At 66.0% G+C, this 23,571-nt stretch carries 16 protein-coding genes; 11 read left to right on the top strand and 5 right to left on the bottom strand.

What is annotated here, in order from left to right:
* Positions 1-12 precede the first annotated feature (12 nt).
* Both CX676_RS04960 and CX676_RS04955 read left to right on the top strand, forming a co-directional pair.
* A complete protein-coding gene (locus CX676_RS04960; RefSeq protein ID WP_101751635.1) occupies positions 13-2,373 on the top strand; it encodes a xanthine dehydrogenase family protein molybdopterin-binding subunit in 2,361 nt (786 codons plus the stop codon).
* Between the two features lie 9 nt (positions 2,374-2,382).
* Positions 2,383-3,183 (top strand): FAD binding domain-containing protein, encoded by an 801-nt coding sequence (locus tag CX676_RS04955; protein WP_408634477.1) that lies wholly within the window; start codon positions 2,383-2,385, stop codon positions 3,181-3,183.
* A 229-nt stretch (positions 3,184-3,412) separates the two neighbouring features.
* On the opposite strand, the gene CX676_RS04950 is transcribed toward CX676_RS04955, so the two are convergent.
* The 3 genes from CX676_RS04950 to CX676_RS04940 are packed head-to-tail and all read right to left on the bottom strand — an operon-like array spanning position 3,413 to position 5,936.
* Positions 3,413-4,180 carry a LamB/YcsF family protein gene (locus CX676_RS04950; protein ID WP_101751633.1) on the bottom strand — a complete coding sequence of 256 codons (768 nt, stop codon included), beginning with the start codon at positions 4,178-4,180 and terminating at the stop codon, positions 3,413-3,415.
* Positions 4,165-5,193 (bottom strand): 5-oxoprolinase subunit C family protein, encoded by a 1,029-nt coding sequence (locus CX676_RS04945; protein ID WP_101751632.1) that lies wholly within the window; start codon positions 5,191-5,193, stop codon positions 4,165-4,167. The genes CX676_RS04950 and CX676_RS04945 overlap by 16 nt, the downstream gene beginning before the upstream one ends.
* Entirely contained in the window at positions 5,190-5,936 is a 747-nt protein-coding gene (locus CX676_RS04940; protein ID WP_101751631.1) for a 5-oxoprolinase subunit B family protein, read from the bottom strand. Before CX676_RS04940 ends, CX676_RS04945 begins: the two co-directional genes overlap by 4 nt.
* A 253-nt stretch (positions 5,937-6,189) precedes the next feature.
* Here CX676_RS04940 and CX676_RS04935 point away from each other — a divergent pair, with 253 nt between their 5' ends.
* The 3 genes from CX676_RS04935 (at position 6,190) to CX676_RS04925 (ending at position 11,733) form a co-directional block, all read left to right on the top strand.
* Positions 6,190-8,334, top strand: a complete 2,145-nt coding sequence (locus CX676_RS04935; RefSeq protein ID WP_101751630.1) for a malate synthase G — start codon at positions 6,190-6,192, stop codon at positions 8,332-8,334.
* 100 nt (positions 8,335-8,434) lie between these two features.
* A complete protein-coding gene (locus tag CX676_RS04930) occupies positions 8,435-9,589 on the top strand; it encodes an RsmB/NOP family class I SAM-dependent RNA methyltransferase (protein ID WP_101751629.1) in 1,155 nt (384 codons plus the stop codon).
* 89 nt (positions 9,590-9,678) lie between these two features.
* Positions 9,679-11,733, top strand: coding sequence for a hybrid sensor histidine kinase/response regulator (locus CX676_RS04925; RefSeq protein WP_232816585.1), 2,055 nt, complete (start codon positions 9,679-9,681; stop codon positions 11,731-11,733).
* 12 nt (positions 11,734-11,745) lie between these two features.
* On the opposite strand, the gene CX676_RS04920 is transcribed toward CX676_RS04925, so the two are convergent.
* Positions 11,746-12,330: a hypothetical protein gene (locus tag CX676_RS04920; protein ID WP_101751627.1), complete on the bottom strand. Its 585-nt coding sequence runs from the start codon at positions 12,328-12,330 to the stop codon at positions 11,746-11,748.
* A 243-nt stretch (positions 12,331-12,573) separates the two neighbouring features.
* Between CX676_RS04920 and recA the strand changes: the two genes are divergently transcribed.
* The 5 genes from recA (at position 12,574) to CX676_RS04895 (ending at position 18,931) form a co-directional block, all read left to right on the top strand.
* On the top strand, positions 12,574-13,647 hold the full coding sequence (gene recA / locus CX676_RS04915) for a recombinase RecA (protein ID WP_101751626.1): 1,074 nt from the start codon (positions 12,574-12,576) through the stop codon (positions 13,645-13,647).
* 164 nt (positions 13,648-13,811) lie between these two features.
* A complete protein-coding gene (locus CX676_RS04910; protein WP_101751625.1) occupies positions 13,812-15,029 on the top strand; it encodes a serine hydrolase domain-containing protein in 1,218 nt (405 codons plus the stop codon).
* Positions 15,030-15,119: 90 nt separating this feature from the next.
* Positions 15,120-17,777, top strand: a complete 2,658-nt coding sequence (gene alaS, locus CX676_RS04905) for an alanine--tRNA ligase (protein ID WP_101751624.1) — start codon at positions 15,120-15,122, stop codon at positions 17,775-17,777.
* The gene (locus CX676_RS04900; RefSeq protein WP_101751623.1) at positions 17,774-18,073 is read left to right on the top strand and encodes a DUF1330 domain-containing protein; all 300 of its coding nucleotides are present in this window, start codon (positions 17,774-17,776) and stop codon (positions 18,071-18,073) included. Before alaS ends, CX676_RS04900 begins: the two co-directional genes overlap by 4 nt.
* Positions 18,074-18,136: 63 nt before the next feature.
* On the top strand, positions 18,137-18,931 hold the full coding sequence (locus CX676_RS04895; protein ID WP_101751622.1) for a class II glutamine amidotransferase: 795 nt from the start codon (positions 18,137-18,139) through the stop codon (positions 18,929-18,931).
* Between the two features lie 2 nt (positions 18,932-18,933).
* On the opposite strand, the gene CX676_RS04890 is transcribed toward CX676_RS04895, so the two are convergent.
* Positions 18,934-19,362: a DUF4177 domain-containing protein gene (locus CX676_RS04890; RefSeq protein WP_101751621.1), complete on the bottom strand. Its 429-nt coding sequence runs from the start codon at positions 19,360-19,362 to the stop codon at positions 18,934-18,936.
* A gap of 798 nt (positions 19,363-20,160) precedes the next feature.
* On the opposite strand from CX676_RS04890, the gene CX676_RS04885 reads away from it, so the two are divergent.
* Positions 20,161-23,523: an Ig-like domain-containing protein gene (locus tag CX676_RS04885; RefSeq protein WP_198590278.1), complete on the top strand. Its 3,363-nt coding sequence runs from the start codon at positions 20,161-20,163 to the stop codon at positions 23,521-23,523.
* Positions 23,524-23,571 lie beyond the last annotated feature (48 nt).

Raw genomic sequence — 23,571 nt, 5'->3', positions numbered from 1 at the left:
GAGGGGATAGAGATGAGCACCGGAATCGGCGCGCGCGTCAAGCGCAAGGAAGACAAGCGGTTCATCACCGGACAGGGTCGCTATACCGACGATGTGCGGGTGGACAACCAGGCCTATGCGGCTTTCGTGCGCAGTTCGCACGCCCATGCCAAAGTGGTCAGCATCGACAAGTCCGAGGCCGAGGCGGCCGAGGGCGTGATCGCCGTTCTGGACGGTCACCAGCTGACCGGCGACGGCATCGGCAACCTGATCTGTGGCTGGGCCGTCAGCAGCAAGGATGGCAGCCCGATGAACATGGGCCCGTGGTCGGCGCTGGCCACCGACCGGGTGCGCTATGTCGGCGACGCGGTGGCGGTGGTCATCGCCGAGACCAAGCAGCAGGCCCGCGACGCCGCCGAACTGGTGGCGGTCGAATACGAGGAACTGCCGGTGGTGGCCTCCTCGACGGCGGCGCTGGAAGACGGCGCGGTGCAGGTCCATGACAACGCCCCTGGCAATATCGTCTTTGACTGGGAGATCGGCGACGAGGCCGCGACCGATGCGGCGCTGGCTGGCGCGGCGCATATCACCGAGATGCATGTGGTCAACAACCGCCTCAGCCCCAACCCGATGGAGCCGCGTTCGGCAGTGGCGATCTATGACTCGGCCGAGGATCATTACACTCTCTACACCACCAGCCAGAACCCGCATGTGGCGCGTCTGGTGCTGTCTGCCTTCTACAATGTCGCCCCCGAACACAAGCTGCGGGTGATCGCGCCCGATGTGGGCGGCGGTTTCGGCGCCAAGATCTACATCTATCCCGAGGAGATCACCTGCCTTTGGGCCTCGATGAAGACCGGACGCTCGGTCAAGTGGACGGCGGATCGGTCCGAGGCTTTCGTCACCGATGCCCATGGCCGCGACCATGTCACCCATGCGCGGATGGGCTTTGACGCCAATGGCAAGATCGTCGGCTTCAAGGTCGATACTCACGCCAATCTCGGCGCCTACATGTCGCTCTTCTCCAGCGCGACGCCGACCTATCTCTATGCCACGCTTCTGTCGGGGCAATACGACATCCAGAACATCTACGGTAACGTGAAGGGGATCTACACGAACACCGTTCCGGTTGATGCCTATCGCGGCGCGGGCCGGCCCGAGGCGACCTTCCTTGTCGAGCGGACGATGGAGACGGCGGCGCGCGAGATGGGGATGGACCCGGCCGAACTGCGCCGACGCAACTTCATCGGCAGCTTCCCGCACCAGACGCCGGTCATCATGACCTATGACGCGGGCGATTTCGCCGGCAACCTGGATATGGGTCAGGCGGCGGCCGACGTGGCGGGCTTCCCCGCCCGCAAGGCCGAGGCGGCATCGCGCGGCAAGCTGCGGGGTCTGGGCTATTCCTGCTATATCGAGGCCTGCGGCATCGCGCCCTCGGCGGCGGTGGGAAGCCTTGGCGCCGGGGTGGGCCTGTGGGAATCCGCCGAAGTGCGGGTAAACCCCGTGGGCACCATCGAGATCCTGACCGGCAGCCATAGCCACGGGCAGGGGCACGAGACCACCTTTGCCCAGATCGTCGGCGAACGCTTCGGCCTGCCGATCGAGAATGTCTCGATCGTCCATGGCGATACCGACAAGGTGCAGTTCGGCATGGGCACCTATGGCTCGCGCTCGGGCGCGGTCGGCATGTCGGCCATCGTCAAGGCGATGGACAAGGTCGAGGCCAAGGTGAAGAAGATCGCCGCCCATGTGCTGGAAGCCAGCGAGGATGACATCGTGATCGAAGGCGGCGCGGTCAAGGTCGCCGGCACCGACAAGCAGATGCTGTGGCACGAGGTCGGGCTGGCCGCCTATACCGCGCATAACCTGCCAGCGGGGATGGAGCCGGGGCTCAAGGAAACCGCCTTCTATGACCCGGTGAACTTCACCTTCCCCGCCGGCTGCTACATCGCCGAGGTCGAGGTCGATCCCGAGACCGGGGTGACGAAAGTGATCCAGTTCACCGCCGCCGATGATTTCGGCACGGTCATCAACCCGATGATCGTCGAGGGTCAGGTGCATGGCGGTGCGGCTCAGGGCATCGGTCAGGCCATGCTGGAAGGTGTCGTCTATGACGAGGACGGCCAGTTGCTGACCGGTTCCTACATGGATTACTGCATGCCGCGCGCCGATGACGTGCCCTTCTACCGGATCGAGCACAACAAGACGATCTGTCCGGGCAACCCCTTGGGGATGAAGGGCTGCGGCGAGGCCGGGGCCATCGGCACCCCGCCGGCGATCATCAACGCGATCACCGATGCCATCGGCAATAATGACCTGCAGATGCCGGCGACGCCGCTGAAGGTCTGGACGGCGCTGCAGGCGGCTCAGAAGCCCATGGCGGCGGAATAAGGGAGGTTCATGATGTATCAGACCAAGTATCACCGCCCCGCCAGCATCGATGACGCGGTGGCCGCGCTGGCCGCCGCCGAGGATGGCAAGTTCCTCTCGGGCGGGCAGACGCTGCTGGCCACGATGAAGCAGCGCCTTGCCGCACCGACCGACCTGGTGGACCTGCGCGGCATTCCCGGCCTGTCCGGGATCACCGTCGACGCCGATGGCGTGACCATCGGCGCGGCGACGATCCATGCCGATGTGGCATCCAGCCCCGAGGTCGCGGCGGCGATCCCGGCATTGGCCGCTCTCGCCAGCCATATCGGCGACCCGTCCGTGCGCAACATGGGCACCATCGGCGGTTCGCTGGCCAATAACGACCCGGCGGCCGATTACCCCGCCGCCGTGCTGGGCCTGAATGGCACCGTCATCACCAACCAGCGCGAGATCCCGGCAGAGGAGTATTTCGTCGGGCTTTTCGCCACCGCGCTGGAGGAGGGCGAGATCATCAAGGCCGTCCGCTTCCCGCGCCCGAAACGCGCCGCCTACCAGAAATTCGCGCAACCCGCCTCGCGCTTCGCGCTGGTCGGCGTGCTGGTGGCCGAGACCGATGACGGCGTGCGGGTGGCGATCACCGGCGCCGGCTCGGACGGGGTGTTCCGCGCCGAGACCTTCGAGGAGGCGCTGAACGGTGATTTCTCGGCAGGCGCGCTGGACGGCGCCAGTGTCGATGCCGATGAGCTGATGAACGACATCCATGCCACGCCGGAATACCGCGCCCATCTGGCGCGGGTGCTGGCACAGCGGGCGGTGAAGGCCGCCGGCTGAGGCTTGGCTGAGAGAAGGGAGAATGCCGGGCGGATGTGCCCGGCATCTTTCATACTAACAACGGTTCGAGGAAAGACCCTGCCCGATACGCTGGCGCAGCCCGCCGGGCAGCGGCCGACCGCCCCCTCGGGCGGCCGCTCGGGTGCGGTTCAGCACCGAACAGCCGTCTGCTCCATAAAATGCTCCGCTCAGCCGCCGCAGCGGCCACCCGGCGGTCAGCCGCTGCCCGTCAGCCCCGCTCACCCGCGAACTGCGTCACCGCGATCCCTACGCCGACCAGGTGATCCCGCACCGCGCGGGCCATCGCCACGGCCTCGGGATTGTCGCCATGGACACAGATCGTATCGATCCGGCAGGGGATCACCTTGCCGCTTTCGGTGACGATCCCGCCGGCGCGGATCATCTTTTCCATCCGCGCCCCGGCCACCGCCGGATCATGCAGCACGGCGCCGGGCTGACTGCGATCGACCAGCGTGGCATCGTCATTATAGGCGCGGTCGGCGAAGATCTCGTTGGCATAGCTCGCCCCCAACTCGCGCGCGACCGCCTCCATCGGGGTCGCGGCCAGGGTGACGAGGATAATCCCGGGATCGACCGCCAGCGCGGCCCGGTAGCAGGCGCGGGCCATCGCCGCATCCTCGCTCGCCATGTTCGACAGCGCGCCATGCAGCTTCAGATGCCGCACCCTGCCGCCGGCCCGCCGCGTCAGCGCCTGTGCCGCACCCAGTTGATAGGCGACGAGATTGCCCAGTTCCTCGGTTGACAACTTGATCCTGCGCCGCCCGAACCCCTGCAGGTCGGCAAAGCCCGGATGCGCGCCGATGCCCACGCCGTTCTCCGCCGCGCGGCGCATGGTGGAGGCCATCACATCGGCATCACCGGCATGGAAGCCGCAGGCGATATTGGCCGAGGTGATGATCTCCAGCAGCGCGGCATCATCGCCCATGCGCCACGGCCCGAAGCTCTCGCCCATATCGGCATTCAGATCGACCTGCATTCCATCTCCTCCAGTTCATCCCCGCGCGTGACCCCGCCGACCAGCTGATAGCTGAGCAGATCAGCCATCTGCGCCGGGTCGCGCACCAGATTGCGGCAGCGGCTGGCTGCCTCGCGCAAAAGCTGCGCCTCGTTCCGGTAAAGCCCGTCGGCCTGGTCCAACCCGACGCGCAGAAAGCGGATGCGCGCGCCGGGCGGGGCCTGGGCGATCAGCGGCAGGTCGGTCGGGATGACCGTGCCGATGCGGGGGTAGCCGCCCATGGTCTGGCATTCCGCCAAGAGCACATAGGGCACGCCGTCGCCGATCATCTGCAGATCGCCCGGCTGGACCATGTCCGAGGCAATGCCGGTTTGCCCGGCGGTGAAGCGCGCCTCGGCATCGAGCCGCACGCCCTGGCGGTTGCCGTGGGCGGCGCGGGTGAAGCTGGTGGTGGCGAAACCCGCCAGCACCTCGTCGGAAAAGATCGCCGTCTGCGGCCCGTCGATGATCCGCACGGTTCCGCCTGCAAATCGGTTTGCAACCGCGATGGTGCGCGAGGGCGCCTCGGGGTCCGGGTCAGTGCCGACCGGCAGGCGGGCCCCGGCCTTCAGCACCGCGCCGATGCCGATGCTCAGATGTGCGGCGCGGCTGCCCAGCCAGTCCGGCGTGGTGAGACCGCCCGCAGGGGTCAGGTAGCTGTAGGCGCCGCTTTGCGCGCCGCTGATGCGCAGGCTTTGACCCGGCTCGATCCGGTGACTGGCCTGCCAGCCAAGCGGTGCTCCGTCCAGCGTCGCCGTCATCGGCGCCCCGGTCAGCGCGATGCGCATCGGCTGATCGACGGTAAAGACGCCGCCCGCGCCGGCCATCTCGATCCCGGCCTGCACCGTGCTCTGGCCCAAAAGCGCTGCCGCCTCGATCAGTGCCAGCCGGTCCATCGCGCCGCCGCGCGACAGCCCTTGCCCGATATGGCCGGGTCGGCCCAGGTCCTGAACCGTCAGGATGCCATCGGCGCGGATGACCTGCAGCACGCTCATGCCAGCACCTCGAGCCGCGCGCCGCCGAGGCCGTCGCCCGAGGCGATGAGCGCCGGCAACTCGCTGGCCGCGACCGGGGCATAGCGGACCGCGTCGCCGGGCTTCAGCGGCATCGGCTCGGACCGCGCGGGATCGAAGGCGCGAAACCCGGTCAGCGCGATCTGCCGCCAGCCGGTGGCCGAGTCGGCGGTGAACATCACCACTTGCCGGACGGCGGCGACGATGGCGCCGGCGGGCACGCGCGGGTTCAGCGCGGACATGCGCGGCAGGTTCCACGGCTCGGGCAAAAGGCCCAGGTAGGGCTGGCCGGGGGCATAGCCGATGGTCAGGACACGCAGGTCGGCCGCGCAAACCTGCTCGACCGCCTCGGCCTCGCTGGCGCCGATGGCGGCGGCGACCTCGGCCAGTTGCGGGCCGTGTTCGCCGCCGAAACCCGCCGGGATGGTCCAGCGGCGCGCGGGCGCGGGCAGGGCGGGCGGATCGGCGGCGATGGCCCGCGCGCGGGTCAGTACCAGTTGAGCCAGCGCCGCGCGCTGCACCGTGCCGCGATCAAAGCGCAAGAGGACCGAGACCAGTCCCGGCGCGATCTCGGTGACGCCCGGCGGGGCTTGACGGTCCAGTTCCGCCGCCAGCATCTGTGCAGCCGCCATGGCACGCGGCTCGGGAGTCAGGGCAAAGCGCACGAGCACGCCATCGATCCCGGCGGGCAGGGCTTCGGGTGTGAGATGCGGCTCGGCTTCCATGCGGCTCGGGTCTTTCCAGTCCTTCGGGTCGGTCGCATGTTGCGCCGCAGGCTTGTCGAGGTGCAACCCGTTATCGCCCGCCCCGCGCGCCGGGGGAACAGGCGTCCGCTATCTGTCAATTGTACTCCATGGCATACTGGGGACTTGAGACGCGCGTTAAGCAGGGTTAATCGGGACCAATACGGAGATGGGTCGGACAGGTTCGGCCATGGTACAACCGTGCCGCATCTCGCGCCGATACGCAGGAGTGATCATGACCGAATATGTTACGCGCCACGGGCTCGAAGTCGCCGCCCCCCTTGCCGAACTGGTCGAGGGGCAGGTGCTGACCGGCATCGAGGCCGATGCCTTCTGGTCGGGCTATGCCGCCATCCTGCATGACCTGATGCCGGAAAACGCCGCGCTGCTCAACAAGCGCGAGGCGCTGCAGGCACAGATCGACGACTGGCACCGGGCGAACCGCGACAAGCCGCATGACCCGGCGGGTTATCGCGCCTTCCTGACCGAGATCGGCTACCTGGTCCCGGCGCCCGCGCCCTTCCGCGTCGGCACCGAGAATGTCGATCCCGAGATCGCCCGCGTCGCCGGCCCGCAGCTGGTGGTGCCGGTGATGAATGCGCGCTTCGCGCTCAACGCCGCCAATGCCCGCTGGGGCAGCTTCTACGACGCGCTTTACGGCACCGACGCGATTCCCGGCGCGCCCGAGGGCAAAGGGTTCGACGCCGCCCGCGGCGCCAAGGTGATCGCCCGGGCCAAGGCGCATCTGGACGAGGTGGTGCCGCTGGAAAGCGGCAGCTGGGCCGATGTGACCGGGCTCAACGTCGCGGGGGGCGCGCTGCAACTGACGCTGCCCGAGGGCGCGAGCGCGCTGGCCGATCCGCTGCAATTTGCCGGCTCGACCGAGGGCGGCGATATCCTGCTGCGGGTGAACGGCCTCTTGATCCGGCTGGTCATCAATCCGGGCAGCACCATCGGCAAGACCGATCCGGCGGGCATCTCGGACATGATCCTCGAAAGCGCGCTGACCGCGATTCAGGATTGCGAGGATTCGGTCGCCGCCGTCGATGCCGAGGACAAGGTCACCGTCTACGCGAACTGGCTGGGGCTGATGCGGGGCGATCTGGCCGAGAGCTTCGAGAAGGGCGGTAAGACCATGACCCGCCGCCTGAATCCGGATATCAGCTATCTCGACCCGCAGGGCCATCCCGTCACCCATCCGGGCCGGGCGCTGCTCTTGGTCAGGAATGTCGGCCATCTGATGCTGACCGATGCGGTGCGGCTCAACGGGCAGGACACGCCCGAGGGGATCATGGATGCGGTCGTCACCGTCGCTGCCGCCATGCACGACCTGAAGAAGACCGATGGAGCGAAGAATTCGCGCAAGGGATCGGTCTATGTGGTGAAACCCAAGATGCACGGGCCGGAAGAGGCGGCCTTTGCCGACAAGCTCTATGGCCGGGTCGAGGCGATGCTGGGCCTGCCCAAGAATACCGTGAAACTGGGGGTGATGGACGAGGAACGTCGCACCTCGGCCAATCTCGTGGCCTCGATCGCGGCGGTGAAGGATCGCTGCGTCTTCATCAATACCGGCTTCCTCGACCGCACCGGCGACGAGATCCACACCTCGATGCAGGCCGGGCCGATGGTGCCGAAGGACGAGATGAAGGGTCAGCCCTGGCTCAAGGCCTATGAGGATGGCAATGTCGATACCGGGCTGGCCGCCGGCATGGCCGGGCGCGGGCAGATCGGCAAGGGCATGTGGGCCAAGCCCGATGACATGGCCGACATGCTGAAGGAAAAGATCGCCCATCCCCGCGCCGGTGCCAATACCGCATGGGTGCCGTCGCCCACCGCCGCGACGCTGCACGCCACCCATTACCACCGTGTCGATGTGGCCGAGGTGCAGGAGGGGCTGGCCGACCGCGCGCCGGCCTCGCTGGATGCGCTGTTGACCCCGCCGCTGCTGCAGGGGCGCAACCTGTCGGACGAGGAGGTTCGGCGCGAGCTGGACAATTCCTGCCAGTCGATCCTCGGTTACGTCGTCCGTTGGGTCGATCAGGGCGTCGGCTGTTCCAAGGTGCCCGACATCCATGACGTGGCGCTGATGGAAGACCGCGCCACGCTGCGCATCTCGGCCCAGCATCTGGCCAACTGGGTGCTGCACGGGCTGTGCACCATCGAGGATATCGATGCGGCGCTGCGTCGCATGGCGCCCAAGGTGGATGAACAGAATGCCGGCGATCCGGCCTATCGCAACATGGCGCCGGGGTTCGATGGCGTGGCGTTCAACGCCGCGCGCGACCTGATCCTGCAGGGGACCAGCCAGCCCTCGGGCTATACCGAGCCGCTGCTGCACGCGGCGCGGCGGGTGGCGAAGGCGCAGCAAGCGGCGGGCTGAGCGAGGACTGGTCGCCGGGCGGCCACTCGCCAAGCCCGGCGGCATGGTCTAGGACTCGGGCCATGAACGCGATGATTTCAGTAATCCCGGGAGGCCGGGCATGACGCCGCAGGCCCGGGTCGCGGCGGCGATCGCTATTCTGGACGAGATTCTGGCCGGCGCGCCGGCGGAACAGTCGTTGCTGCGCTGGTCGCGGGCGAGCCGCTTTGCCGGCTCGGGCGACCGGGCCGGGGTGCGCGACCTGGTCTTTGACGCGCTGCGCCAGCGCGACAGCCTCGCGGCACTCGGCGGCGCCTTGACGGGTCGCGGGCTGATGCTGGGCCGGGCGCGCAGCCGGGGCGAGGACCCGGACGCAATCTTTACCGGCGAAGGCCATGCGCCCGCGACCCTCTCGCCCGAGGAGCGTGCGGCGGGCCATGCGCCGGATGCGACGCAGGCGATGAATCTGCCGGATTGGGTGCAACCTCTCTGGGCCGAGGCACTTGGCGATGACGCGGGGCCGGTGGCGGCGGCGATGGCCGATCGCGCGCCGGTCTGGCTGAGGGTCAATGCCCGCAAGGCCGATGCGGCCTCTGCGCTGGCAGCGCTCGCCGGGGACGGGATCGAGGCCGAGGCGGATGACCGCCTGACGACTGCCCTGCGTGTCACCGGGGGCGAACGTCGGATCAACAACGCGCGGGCCTATCTGGACGGGCTCATTGAATTGCAGGACCTGTCGCCGCAACTGGCCTGCGCCGCGCTGCCTTTGGCCGATGGCCAGCGGGTGCTGGATTTCTGTGCCGGCGGCGGCGGCAAGGCTCTGGCCGTGGGCGCCCGTGCGCGCGTCACGATCGACGCGCATGACGCCGATCCGGGCCGCATGGCCGACCTGCCGGCGCGGGCCGCGCGGGCGGGCATCAAGATCCGCAGCGAGACCCGGCCGCAGGGCCCCTATGACCTGGTCATCGCCGATGTGCCCTGTTCGGGCTCGGGCACATGGCGGCGCACGCCGGATGCTAAATGGCGGCTGCAGCCCGCTGACCTGGCACGGCTTCAGGACGTTCAGGCCGGGATCATCGACCAGGTGGCGGGGCTGGTGCGGCCCGGCGGGCATCTGGCTTACATGACCTGCTCGCTGTTTGACGCCGAGAACGGCGATCAGGTCCGCGCTTTCCTGGACCGTCACCCGAACTTCGCGCAGGCAGCCCAGCAGCGCTGGACGCCGCTCGCGGCCAGCGACGGGTTTTTCCTTGCCCTCTTCCAGAGACAGGAATGATCCTTGCCGACCGCAAGTCACAGATTAACGCGATCTTAACCAATCACCGGCAGAAGATTTCTGGGCAGGGCCAGTTCGAAGGAGGACTCATGACTCGATTGGACCGGATTCTTGGCCTGCCACGGAATGCCATCGCCCTGCTGCCGGCGCTGATGCTGCCGGCGGTGATCGGTTCGGCCTTGCTGCTGATCTTTCCCGGCAGCACCAGCGGCATGGCGGCGGTGGTTTTTGCGACGATGGCGGTGGCCTGGTATCTGCTGGGCGGGGCGATCTCGCTGATCCATGCGCTGCGCGGGATCAGCGGGCGGCGCGCGCTGGCCGCGATCAAGTCCGAGGTGGTGGCCGCGCCCGAGCCGATCTGGATCAGTGATTCCGACGGGCTGGTGCTGTTCCAGAATTCGGCCTCGATCGACGGGTTCGGCGATATCGTCGGTCAGAACATCCTGTCCTGGATGTGCCATATCCGCGCCGATGCCGAAGACCTGATCGCGGCGCTGCTGGCGCGTGCCGACCAGTCGGGCTTTGCCGAGACCGAACTGCCGGGCGGCGACGTGCTGGCACTTGGCCGCGCCGCCGATGCGCCGCTGCAGATCTGGTCCTATCACGGGGCCGAGGAGATCGGGGCAGAGGACATGGCCGGCGACGAGGACCCCGAGGACGAGCCGGAAGACGAATTCGACGCGCTGCCGGTGGCGCTTCTGCGCCTGTCCTCGGGCGGGCTGATCCGGCGGGTGAACCCCGCCGCCCGGCGGCTTCTGGGACAGAACCCGGTCGACGCCCACCTCGGCACCATCCTCGACGGGCCGGGCCGGCCGGTCGGCGACTGGCTCGCGGATGTCGAATCGGGTCGCGCCGAGCCACGGGCCGAGATGCTGCGCCTGCGCAGCGATGGCGGCGACCGGCATTTCCAGGTTTCGCTGGCCCGCGACCCCTCGGACGAGGCCGGGCTGGTCGCGGTCTTGACCGATGCCAGCGCGCTGAAGACGCTCGAGGCGCAATTCGTCCAGAGCCAGAAGATGCAGGCTATCGGCCAATTGGCCGGCGGGGTGGCGCATGACTTCAACAACCTGCTGACGGCGATCAGCGGTCATTGCGACCTGTTGATGATGCGACATGACAAGGCCGATGCGGATTACGCCGATCTCGACCAGATCAGCCAGAACGCCAACCGCGCCGCCGCGCTGGTCAGCCAGTTGCTGGCCTTCTCGCGCAAGCAGACGATGAAGCCCGAGATCCTTGACCTGCGCGACACGCTGGCCGACCTGACCCACCTGTTGAACCGGCTGGTGGGCGAGCGGGTGGCCTTGAACATCCTGCACGACCCGCAGCTTCTGCCGATCCGTGCCGACAAGCGGCAGCTGGAACAGGTGATCATGAACCTGGTGGTTAACGCCCGTGACGCCATGCCCAAGGGCGGCGACATCACCATCCGCACCCGCAACATCCGGCTGGAGGCCCCGCTGGAGCGCGACCGGGCGGTGCTGTCCAAGGGCGCCTATGTGCTGGTCGAACTGCGCGACGAGGGCAGCGGCATCGCCCCCGAGCATCTGACCAAGATCTTCGAGCCCTTCTTCACCACCAAGCGGACCGGCGAGGGCACCGGGCTGGGCCTTTCGACCGTCTACGGCATCGTCAAGCAGACCGGCGGGTTCATCTTCTGTGACAGCACTGTCGGGAAAGGCACTGTTTTCACACTGTATTTTCCGGCACACAAGGCATCGGCGGCGAAGGCTGCGCCGCGGGTCGCAGCCCCGGCGCCGACCTTCGCTGATGCGCACCGGGCGACGGTGCTACTGGTCGAGGACGAGGCGCCGGTGCGTGCCTTCGCCGCCCGCGCGCTGCGGCTGAAGGGCTACAAGGTGCTCGAGGCCGAACATGCCGAGGCGGCGCTGGACTTGCTGGCCGACCCTGAACTGGTCGTCGATGTCTTCGTGACCGACGTGGTCATGCCCGGCATGGACGGGCCAAGCTGGGTGCGCAGCGCGCTGCGCGACCGGCCCAAGACCCGGGTGGTCTTCATCTCGGGTTATACCGAGGACATCTTTGCCGAGGGGCAGAGCCCGGTGCCGAACTCGGTCTTCCTGGCCAAGCCCTTCTCGCTGGTCGAACTGACCGAGACCGTCGGGCGGCACCTCGCGGGCTAGATCGGTCGCGCGTCAGAGCGTGCGGTAGAGCGCGATTTCCGCGTCCATGGCCGCGCGCAGCGCCTGTTCCTCGTCGGCGGTCAGATCGACATCGACCGAGGGCGGTACGTTCACCCGCGGCAGGCTGATGGCGCAATCTAGCTGATCCTCGAGAAACTCGACGAAACGGTCAATCTCCTCATAGCGGAAGATCCGGTCCACCGGCTGGCCACCGCCGGTCAGAAAGCGCGCCTGACCCTCGATGGCGAGACGGTCGGGGCCGCCGGGCGTGGCATATGCCTTGGCGAAATCGGCGAAGCGGATACCGGCCATCGGATGCTCGGGGTCGTCATGGTCGTCGCGCAGCTTGAAACGGTACCAGCTGCGCAGCCATTCGACCGGCTCGCGCATCAGCGCAACGGTGGTGAACGGGCCGCCGGAGGTCGCTTCCAGCCAGGGCTGCACATGGCTGCGGAAATCGGCGATGTCGACATGCTTCAGCTCGGCCGGGCGCTGCACCGAGACGGCGGCGAGCGGTTCCAGCGCGGCCTCGACCGCCGAGGAGCCGGCCTTGGGTGTCGCCAGGAAGACCAGTCGCTGTTGCCAGAAGATCAGCATGTTCGTGTCGTCCCGTTCCGGTCTGTCGAAAGCCCGGCGGAAATATCGGGCGGGCCGGCCGGTGTAAACCGTTTCTTAGGCAGTCCCGTGCCAGCATGGCGCGGTCAGGCGTCGCATGGTGCAGATTGGGCTTGCGTTGGCGTTCCTTTTGCCGCAGAAACGCAGGAACAAGGGGTGAACATCCCGCGAGACCGAGGCAGATTGCCCCCCGAACGGGGCTGTGAAATAACGGGCGAGGACAAGATGGCGACGGCGAGCATTCTCGACATGAACGACAAACGCAGCGCGGACAAGCAGAAGGCGCTGGACAGCGCCCTGGCGCAGATCGAACGGCAATTCGGCAAGGGTTCGATCATGAAGCTGGGCAAGGACAGCCCGGTGGCCGAGATCGAGGCGACCTCGACCGGCTCGCTGGGGCTGGACATCGCGCTGGGGATCGGCGGCTTGCCCAAGGGCCGGATCATTGAAATTTTCGGGCCGGAAAGCTCGGGCAAGACCACGCTGACGCTGCATTGCGTGGCCGAGGAACAGAAGAAGGGCGGCATCTGCGCCTTCGTCGATGCCGAGCACGCGCTGGACCCGCAATATGCGAAGAAACTGGGCGTGAACCTCGACGAACTGCTGATCTCGCAGCCCGACACGGGCGAGCAGGCGCTGGAGATCGTCGATACGCTGGTGCGCTCGGGCGCGGTCAGCATGGTGGTGGTTGACTCGGTCGCGGCGCTGACGCCCAAGGCCGAGATCGAGGGCGACATGGGCGACATGCAGATGGGCTCGCAGGCCCGGCTGATGAGCCAGGCGATGCGCAAGCTGACCGCCTCGATCGGCCGCAGCAATTGCATGGTCATCTTCATCAACCAGATCCGCATGAAGATCGGCGTCATGTTCGGCAGCCCCGAAACCACGACCGGCGGCAATGCGCTGAAATTCTATGCCTCGGTGCGTCTCGACATCCGCCGCACCGGCTCGGTCAAGGACCGCGACGAGGTGGTGGGCAACACCACCAAGGTCAAGGTGGTGAAGAACAAGGTGGCGCCGCCCTTCCGGCAGGTGGAATTCGACATCATGTATGGCGAGGGCATCAGCAAGGTCGGCGAGCTGATCGATCTGGGCGTCAAGGCCGGCGTGGTCGAGAAATCGGGCTCGTGGTATTCCTATGGCGACGAGCGCATCGGCCAGGGTCGCGAGAATGCCAAGCAGTTCCTGCGCGACAATCCCGACACCGCCTTTGCCATCGAGGACAAGATCCGCGCCAGCCACGGGCTTGATTTCGGCGCCACCGGCGAAAGCGACGAGGATGTTCTGGCCGACGACTGATCCGGCCTGACCCTGGGAACAAGAACGCCGTCGCAGCGATGCGGCGGCGTTTTGATGTGGTGAGGGCTTGTTCCCGTACCCTACGGCCTTTTCCAATCCCTCTCCGGGGCTTGGCCTCGAGCTGCAGAGCGTGCAAGCTCGTCCCGTTCACAGGGAGAGAGAGAATGAAACGCTTGGTCATCACCACGGCGCTTGGCGCGCTGATCGCGGCTCCGGCACTGGCGCAGGGCGCCTATCGCCACGCGGATGAAGAGATCGGCACGGTCGAACAGATCTATGACGGGGATCTGGTGCCTGATCTGGCCGTCAGCACCTTCCGCAACATCGACCGGCTGTTCCCGACGCGGACGGTTGCGGCCTCGGACAACCCGCACCCGCTGGAACCGGCAGCGACGCCGCTTGGCCCGGTGACGGTGACGGTCGACGAGAAAACCTGGGACATGGACGATTTCCTGGCGCTGGACAGCGTAACCGGGATGATCGTGTTGAAGGACGGCAAGGTCGCCTATGAGATCTATCAGCGCGGCAACGGGCCGGACACGCGCTGGATGTCGATGTCGCTGGCGAAATCGGTGACTTCGACCCTGATCGGCGCGGCGATCAAGGATGGCAGCATCTCGGGGATGGATGCGCTGGTCACCGATTACGTGCCGGCGCTGAAGGGCAGCGCCTATGAGGGCGTGACGGTGGAGCAGATCCTGCAGATGTCCTCGGGGGTGGAATGGGACGAGACCTATACCGACCCCGAAAGCGACCGGCGCGCGCTGTTGGCGGCGCAGATCGCGCAGGAACCGGGCGGGCTGATGCAGGTCATGGCGGCGCTGCCGCAGGCGCATGAGCCGGGCGCAGTTCACAACTATTCCACCGGTGAAACCTCGGTCGCCAGCGAGATCGTCGTCGGCGCAACGGGCAAGAAGCTGGCGGATTACCTCGAGGAGAAGATCTGGCAGCCCTATGGCATGGAGGCCGATGCCGAATGGTGGCTGGACAGCGCCGATGGCAACGAGATCGGCGGCAGCGGCCTGTCGGCCACTTTGCGCGATTTCGCCCGGTTCGGGCAGTTCTTCCTCGATGGTGGGGTGATCGATGGTGCCTCGATCCTGCCCGATGGCTGGACTGACAGTGCCGGCCTGCCGGTGACGCTGACCGGCGGCGACACGGTCGAATACGGGCTGATGTGGTGGCCGGGCTGGACCGAGGAGTCCATCGCCGACAAGGCCTATCTCGCCATCGGCATCCAGGGCCAGAACATCTATATCAACCCGACCGAGCGCGTGGTGATCGCCGTGACCGCTGCCCAGCCCGAACCGCTGGGGAAAGAGCCGCTGGACCCGCTGGTGATGTTTGACGCCATCACCGCGGCGCTCGCAGCCCCCGAGTGAGCCAAAAGGCTGGGCATGGCCGCGCTGAATCGCCTTTACGCACCGGCGTTGCGGCGGTAACTGTCAGCCTCGCCGACGTGAGGATTTGCCATGCCCAGCCTGAACGACATCCGTTCCACCTTCCTGAACTTCTACGAGAAGAACGGCCACCAGGTCGTCGACAGCAGCCCGCTGGTGCCGCGGAACGACCCGACGCTGATGTTCGCCAATTCCGGCATGGTGCAGTTCAAGAACCTGTTCACCGGGGTCGAGACCCGCGACTACAAGCGCGCGACCACGGCGCAGAAATGCGTGCGCGCGGGCGGCAAGCACAATGACCTCGACAATGTCGGCTATACCGCGCGGCATCACACCTTCTTCGAGATGCTGGGGAATTTCAGCTTCGGTGATTACTTCAAGGAAAGCGCCATTCCCTTTGCCTGGGAATTGCTGACCAAGGATTTCGGCATCCCCAAGGACAAGCTGCTGGTCACGGTCTATCACACCGATGACGAGGCGGCGACGATCTGGAAGAAGGTCGCGGGCCTGACCGATGACCGGATCATCCGCATCCCGACCGACGACAATTTCTGGCGCATGGGTCCGACAGGTCCCTGCGGCCCCTGCACCGAGATCTTCTACGACCACGGCGACAAGATCTGGGGCGGCCCTCCGGGTTCGGCGGACGAGGATGGCGACCGCTTCATCGAGATCTGGAACCTCGTCTTCATGCAGTTCGAGCAGTTCGAGGACGGCTCGATGCGCGATCTGGCGGCGCAATCGATCGATACCGGCATGGGGCTGGAGCGGATCGGCGCGCTGCTGCAGGGCAAGCATGACAATTACGACACCGACCTGATGCGTTCGCTGATCGAGGCTTCGGCCAATGCCACCAGCAGCGACCCCGACGGGCCGGGCAAGGTGCATCACCGGGTGATCGCCGATCACCTGCGCTCGACCAGCTTCCTCATTGCCGACGGGGTGATGCCCTCGAATGAGGGCCGCGGCTATGTGCTCCGCCGGATCATGCGCCGGGCGATGCGCCACATCCACATGCTGGGCGCGCAGGACCCGGTGATGTACAAGCTGGTGCCGGCGCTGGTCCGCCAGATGGGCGCGGCCTATCCGGAACTCGGCCGGGCGCAGCCGATGATCGAGGAAACGCTTCGCAGCGAGGAAAGCCGCTTCCGTCAGACGCTGGATCGTGGGCTGCGGCTGCTGGACGACGAGCTGTCGAAGCTGCCTGACGGGGCGAACCTGCCCGGCGAGGCGGCCTTCAAGCTGTATGACACCTATGGCTTCCCGCTGGACCTGACGCAGGACGCGCTGCGCGAGCAGGGCCGGGCGGTGGATGTGGCCGGGTTCGACACGGCGATGGCCGAGCAGAAGGCCAAGGCCCGCGCGGCATGGGCCGGCACCGGCGAGACCAAGGACGCCGCCATCTGGTACGATCTGGCCGAGAAGAACGGTGTCACCGAATTCCTCGGCTATGACACCGAGGAGGCCGAGGGCCAGATCCAGACGCTGGTCGCCGATGGCGCGGCGGTCGAGAACGCCAAGGCCGGCGATGCGGTGCAGATCGTGGTGAACCAGTCGCCCTTCTACGCCGAAAGCGGCGGACAGGTCGGCGATACCGGGCTGATCAAGACCGAGACCGGCAGCGCCCGGGTCACCGATACCAAGAAGGTCGCTGGCGTCTTTGTCCACGTGGCCGAGGTGACGCTTGGCGAGATCTCGCGCGGGCAGGCGGCGCAGCTGTCGGTCGATCATGCCCGGCGTGGCAATATCCGCGCCAACCATTCGGCCACGCACCTCTTGCACGAGGCGCTGCGCCGCGCGCTAGGCGATCATGTCGCGCAGCGGGGCAGCCTGAATGCCCATGACCGGCTGCGCTTCGACTTCAGCCATAACAAGGCGCTGACGCCCGAGGAGATCGCGCAGGTCGAGACCGAGGTGAACGAATATATCCGCCAGAACACCCCGGTCGAGACCCGGATCATGACCCCGGACGATGCCCGCGCCATCGGCGCGCAGGCGCTGTTTGGCGAGAAATATGGTGACGAGGTGCGGGTGGTCTCGATGGGCCGCCAGGCGGGTTCCGGCAAGGGCACGGACGGGCAGACCTATTCGCTGGAGCTTTGCGGCGGCACCCATGTCGCGCGCACCGGCGATATCGGCATGTTCGCGCTGACTACCGAAACCGCCTCGGCCGCCGGCATCCGCCGGATCGAGGCGCTGACCGGGCAGGCGGCGATGGCCGAGCTGCGCCGGGTCGATGGCGAATTGTCCGAGGTCGCCAGTATCCTCAAGGCGCAGTCGGGCGATGTGGTGAACAAGGTTCGGGCGCTGTCCGACGAGCGCAAGGCGCTGGCCAACGAGGTGGCGCAGCTGAAACGCCAGCTGGCCATGGGCGGCGGTGGCGGGTCCGAGGCCAAGGAGATAGGCGGCGTCAAGTTCATCGGCCGAAAGGTCGAGGGCGTTGGCGGCAAGGAACTGGGTGCGCTGGTCGACGAGATGAAATCGCAGCTGGGCAGCGGTGCGGTGCTGGTTCTGGCCGAGGCCGATGGCAAGGCCACGGTGGCGGCGGGCGTGACCAATGACCTGACCGCCCGGATCAGCGCGGTGTCGCTGGTGCAGGCGGCGACGGCGGCGCTTGGCGGCAAGGGCGGCGGTGGCCGGCCCGACCGTGCGCAGGGTGGTGCCCCCAGCCTTGCGGCGGCCGATGCGGCGATTGCCGAGGTGGAAAAACTGATTGGAGAAACCGCATGAGCGCGCTCTGGATTGCCCATGTCCATGTGACCGATGCCGAGGCCTATGGCCGATATGCGAAACTGGCCGGCCCGGCGATCGCCGCGCATGGCGGGGTGTTTCTGGCCCGCGGTGGCCGCTACAAGCAGCTTGAAGGCAATGACCGGGCGCGCAATGTCGTCGCCCGTTTCCCCAGCTACGAGGCGGCGGTCGCCTGCTATGAAAGCGCCGACTACCAGGCGGCGCTGGAACATGCCCGCGGCGCGTCCGAGCGCGATCTTGTGATCGTCGAGGAAACCCCGCCGCCTGCGGAATGAGGTGATTTGCTAAGACTTTCGTGGTAGTTCTGTGACAAAAGCAGAAACGCGAAGGGGCAGGGCATGTGTCGTTGGGCCGCCTATCTGGGCCAGCCGATCTTTCTGGAAGATATCGTCAGCCGGCCGGCGCATTCGCTGATCCGGCAAAGCCAGGGCGCAATGCATTGCCACACGCCGGTCAATGCCGACGGTTTCGGCCTTGCCTGGTACGGCGAGCGGCCCGAGCCGGGGCTCTACCGCGACGTGATGCCGGCCTGGTCCGATCCCAACCTGCGCAGTCTCGTGGCGCAGGTGCGATCGGGTCTGTTCATGGCTCATGTCCGCGCCTCGACCGGCACCGCCACCAGCCGCAACAATTGCCATCCCTTCGCGGTGGGGCAGTTCAGCTTCATGCATAACGGCCAGTTCGGTGGCTATGATACCTATCGCCGCGACGCCGAATTGCTGATCCCCGATGCCTATTACCCCCATCGCAAGGGCGCGACGGACAGCGAGGCGCTGTTCCTGATCGCGCTTGGCGAGGGGCTGGAAGCCGACCCGAAGGGCGCGATAGAGCGGGCGACGGCGCGGCTTGCCGATCTGGCGATCCGGCGCGGCGAGGCACCGCATGTGCGGCTGACGGCGGCGTTCTCGGACGGACAGCGGCTTTACGCCATCCGCCATGCCAGCGACGACCAGGCGCCGACGCTGTTCCACCGCTGGTCGGTCACGCGGCAGGGCCGCGCGGTGGTCTCGGAACCGCTGGAGACGGACGAAGGCGACTGGCAGGAGGTGCCGCAGGGCAGCTTCTGCACCTTCGAGGGCGAGGGGCTTAAGATCGAGCCCTTCCGCCCGGTGCTGGCGGCGAAAGCCGCCTGAGCCTAGCTGCCTGCCGGGGTGACGCGGGGCGCCGGCGGCGTTGCCGGCGTCTCGGCGGCTGATGTGTGATCGATGGGTTGCGGGGCCGCGGCACGGGGCGGCTCGGGCGCCTTTTCGGGCGCACGGGCGGGCGTGGCGCTGACCGGATATTCCGGCTGGGGCTGGCTGGCAGCCAGCGGCGCGGCGGCAGTTTCCAGCGCGGCAACCGGGCGACGGAAAACCAGAACATTGTGGTAAAGGGTCGAGCGCCCGGTCAGCCCGCTGCGTTCCTCGGTGGGCAGGGTCTCGGCGCGGACATAATCCCAGCCCTCGGCCGCCATGCGGTTCAGCTCGGCCGTCAGCGACAGCGCGAAACGGTCGACCGGGGTCTTGGCGCCCTTGGCCTTGTCGCCGCGGGCGGGCGCGGGGATAACGGTATATTCGTAGCGCATCGGCCTGTCCTGAATCCTGCTTTGCCCGAGTGATAGGCCAGATGGCCCGGCATGGAAAGTCCGCCCGGTCGGCGCGGGCGGTGTTCCGCGAGGGGAGGCGGCGGGGGGGGCAGGACCTGTGAGGAGGGTTCGAGGCTCTGTGCCGGCCTCGCGAACCCGTGCCTGACGGGGAGCTCTGCCCTAATCGGAACGGCCTCAGTCCGGAGCGGCTCTAAATTCAAGGCTAAGCAAATAGAGTTTATCAACCTGTAGCTGTTTTAGATATTGACTGTATAACCGAGGCGAGAAATATGCGGGTAAACCTTGGAAACTTCTTAATTAAATGAAACACCTCCGTGATTCTCCGGCAGCGGAAGCGCGGATCCCCGCGTCACCCTTGCTTTGCTCGGCTTGCCTGACCCGACTGCATTGAGAGCGTAAAGATAGGCAAAAGCCTGCGCGATCCTTCACCAGCCCTAAGCGCCATCTTGCCCAAATAGTGGCATCCGCTTTGGCTTTTCGCATCTCATTCAGGGAGTCGTGATTTTGGCCCTGCATTAGGCTCCGAACCCTATATGGTGGCCCGGAAACTGAAACAGGCGATCTGGATCAGTGAAATTGATGTTGCCCGTCATGATCGTGTCGCATCGGGGAGGATATCCCCGGCGGCAGGTGGTAGATCGTGACGGTCTTGCGTATCGAAGCACAACGCGACATTCCGTGGCGCCGCCACTGAAGTCGTCCATCTGAGAGAGACGAAAAATGAACCAACAGGACATGGGCGCGGGAACGGCGGCGGGAACGCACAGCGGAACAAGAATGGCCGGATTGAGTGCCCGCTATTACGCGCTTCCCTGGACCTTTGTGAGCCTTGATGAGATCGATTTTGATGCCGTCCCGACGGCAACCGGCATGGTCGATTCGCTGAACTATCGCCGGCATGACGGGCCGTTCTGGACCGGTGGCCCCAGAGACCGGTTCGCCGCGATCTATGAGGGCAACCTGAACATCCGGACCGGCGGCACCTATACTTTCTATCTGACCTCGGATGATGGCTCGGCGCTCTATATCGATGGCAAGCGGGTGATCGATCATGACGGTCTGCACTGGACCACGCGGCAGATCGTGCGGCTGGATTTGTCTGCCGGCAACCACACGATCGAAGTACGTTATTTCGAGGCTGCCGGAACCCAGAGCTTGGCGCTCGAATGGCGAGGCCCCGACAGCAACAACCGGATCGAGGTCATCGACGCCGATAATCTGAGCCACATTCACGGTGGCGACCATGGTGGAGAAACCGGCGGTGAGACTGGCGGCGAAACTGGTGGAGAGCACGGCGGCGAGACGGGTGGCGAGACCGGTGGAGAGCATGGCGGAGAACACGGCGGCGAAACCGGCGGTGAAACTGGTGGCGAGACCGGCGGTGAAACTGGCGGCGAGACCGGCGGTGAAACTGGCGGCGAGACCGGCGGTGAAACTGGCGGCGAGACCGGTGGAGAGCATGGCGGAGAACACGGCGGCGAGACCGGCGGTGAAACTGGTGGTGAGACTGGTGGTGAGACTGGTGGTGAGACTGGTGGTGAGACTGGTGGCGAAACGGGCGGGGAACACGGCGGCGAGCATGGCGGTGAAACGGGTGGCGGCGTAACGCCGCCGATGACGCCCGCCGAGGTCGAGGCCTTCGTGCGGGCAGTGAAAAGCCTGCCGGAAGCCCATGCCCATAGCGATGATGCCGGCATGGCGGCCGATCATCAGGCTCTGCTGCGGCTTGTCCCGCGCGCCGAGGCCACGCATATTGCCATCAGCGACGGCGACTGGTTCGACGCGAGCACCTGGTATCAGGGACGCATCCCGGGTGCGGATGCCAAGGTCCTGATCCCGGACGGCATTTCGGTCACCTATAACGGTGAAAGCAACGTCTCACTGTTCACCGTGCGGGTCGATGGCGAGTTGAGCTTTGCCACCGATACCGACACGCGCATGGTCGTGGATACGCTGGTCGTGTCACCCATGGGCCGGCTGGAGATCGGTACCGAGGGTCAGCCCGTCGAAGCCGATGTGCGGACCGAGATCCTGATTGCCAATAATGGCGATATCGATACCTCTTGGGATCCGAGGCTGCTGTCGCGCGGGGTGATCTCGCATGGCGAGGTCGAGATCCACGGCGCCGAGAAAGAGGCCTTCGTCAAGGTTGCCTCGGCACCGATGGCCGGCCAGCAGGTGATCACCCTGGCCGAAACGCCCGACGGCTGGCGCGTGGGGGACACCATCGTCGTCTCGGGTACGCACAAGCAGGGCTGGGCCTGGGACAATGACCTGCGCGACGTTGTCTATCACGAGAGCCAGGACGAAGAGGTGACGATCACCGCCATCAACGGCAATCGAATCACCATCGACGAGCCGCTGCGCTACAACCACGATACCCCGCGTGCGGACCTTGCGGCCTACGTCGCGAACATGACCCGCAACGTCACCATCGCCAGCGAGGACGGCGAGGCAACGGCGGTGAACCAGCGCGGTCACGTGATGTTCATGCACAGCGATAATGTCGACGTGCGCTATGCCGCGTTTGACGATCTTGGCCGCACCGACAAGTCGCGCCCGGCCTGGAACGTGGACGACCTGTCTTCGGTTACGCCCGAGAGCAATATCCAGGGCCGCTATTCGCTGCATTTTCACAAGACTGGAGTTGAGGATCTCGACAATCCTGCCATGGCGGTCGGCAATGCCGTTTCGGGTTCGCCGGGCTGGGGCTTCGTGCATCATTCCTCGAATGCCAATTTCATCGACAACGTGGCCTTTGACGTGTTCGGCGCAGCGTTTGCAGCCGAGGATGGTGACGAGACGGGGATCTGGCAGGGCAACATGGCCATCCGCTCGGAAGGGGTGGGCTGGGGTGAATGGTCTGTGAAGAACCAGAGCGATTTGCCCCGGCATGACAATGGTCGCACAGGTGACGGGTTCTTCTTTGCGGGGCGTCTGGTCGAGGCTGCGGAGAATGTTGCGGTCAATACGACCCACGGCTATGTCTGGATGCACCGTTCGGCGGATGCGAACCCCACAGGTTCGACCCTCGATCATCCCGAGATTGCCTATGGCAAGGACAATGTCACCCCGGATGTTCCGCCTATCCAGGGTTTCCGCGACAACGAGGCTTTCGGCACCGATGTCGGACTGATCGTGGTCAAGGCAGGTGCCGAACAGGGCAGTGATGTGCGTACTGTGCTGGACGGCTTCCTAAACTGGGAAACCAAGCAGGGCGCCGATATCAGCTATACCTCACATTACACCCTGAAGGATTTCGATCTGGTCGGGACCGAGACCGGGGGGTTCTTCACTGCGGATGCGGGCATACGTCTGGGTACCAACGCCTTCGATATGGTCATGAATGGTGCGACGCTGTCCGGTTTTGCCACCGGCATCGACATGCCCTTCAGCTATACCTACGCCCAGACTGACCGGGGCGTAGGATTTATCCTGATCGATGTCGACATGAACGACGTGCGCCAATCCTATGTCGGCTACAATTCGGCGCGCCACACGATCCTCGATTCGGATACGCTGGTGACCGACCGTCTGCGCTTCGTTCAGCCCGAGGTGACGCTGCGCGCTGATGAGAACCTGACCCTGCTCGGGACCAAGACCGACTCGATCGGCTCGGTCAGCCGGCAGAATGCCGGGGATATGCAGACCATCTATCGTTGGGATGTGCCGGATCTGCTGGATTCAACCGGCTACTACACCACCGCGGATGGTCGCAAGATCGCGCTGATCCCCGATTTAATTGCGGATCGTGCAACGGGCGAGCTGATGAAGTTCAGCTACAAGGTCTATCTGGATATCTCGGACAGCCAGCTTCGCAGCTGGGGGGCCGAGAACCACGGTCGCTATGAGGCCAGCAACGCCGCTGCGACGGCCGCGAATGACCGGGTGCGGGTCGAGATGAACCAAGATGTCCGGCTGAACCTCCTGGCCAATGACCGCGACCCCGAGGGCCGGGCGCTCGAGGTTGATGGCTTCACCGATCCCGAACATGGCGATGTGTTCCAGCAGGCGGACGGATCGCTGATCTACCGGCCGAACCATGACTTCACCGGAACCGACAGCTTCGTCTATTGGGCTGCCGACGACATGGGGAATTACACCCCCGCCGAGGTCACCATCAACGTTCTGGACCTCTAAGGCAGGATCACGGACACCGCTTTGCAAGCGCAGAAGCTAAGACAGCCA

Source organism: Paracoccus zhejiangensis (assembly GCF_002847445.1).
Lineage (GTDB): Bacteria > Pseudomonadota > Alphaproteobacteria > Rhodobacterales > Rhodobacteraceae > Paracoccus > Paracoccus zhejiangensis.
Note: the sequence above shows the minus strand (reverse complement) of the source record. Positions and strands in the feature narration are given on the sequence as shown.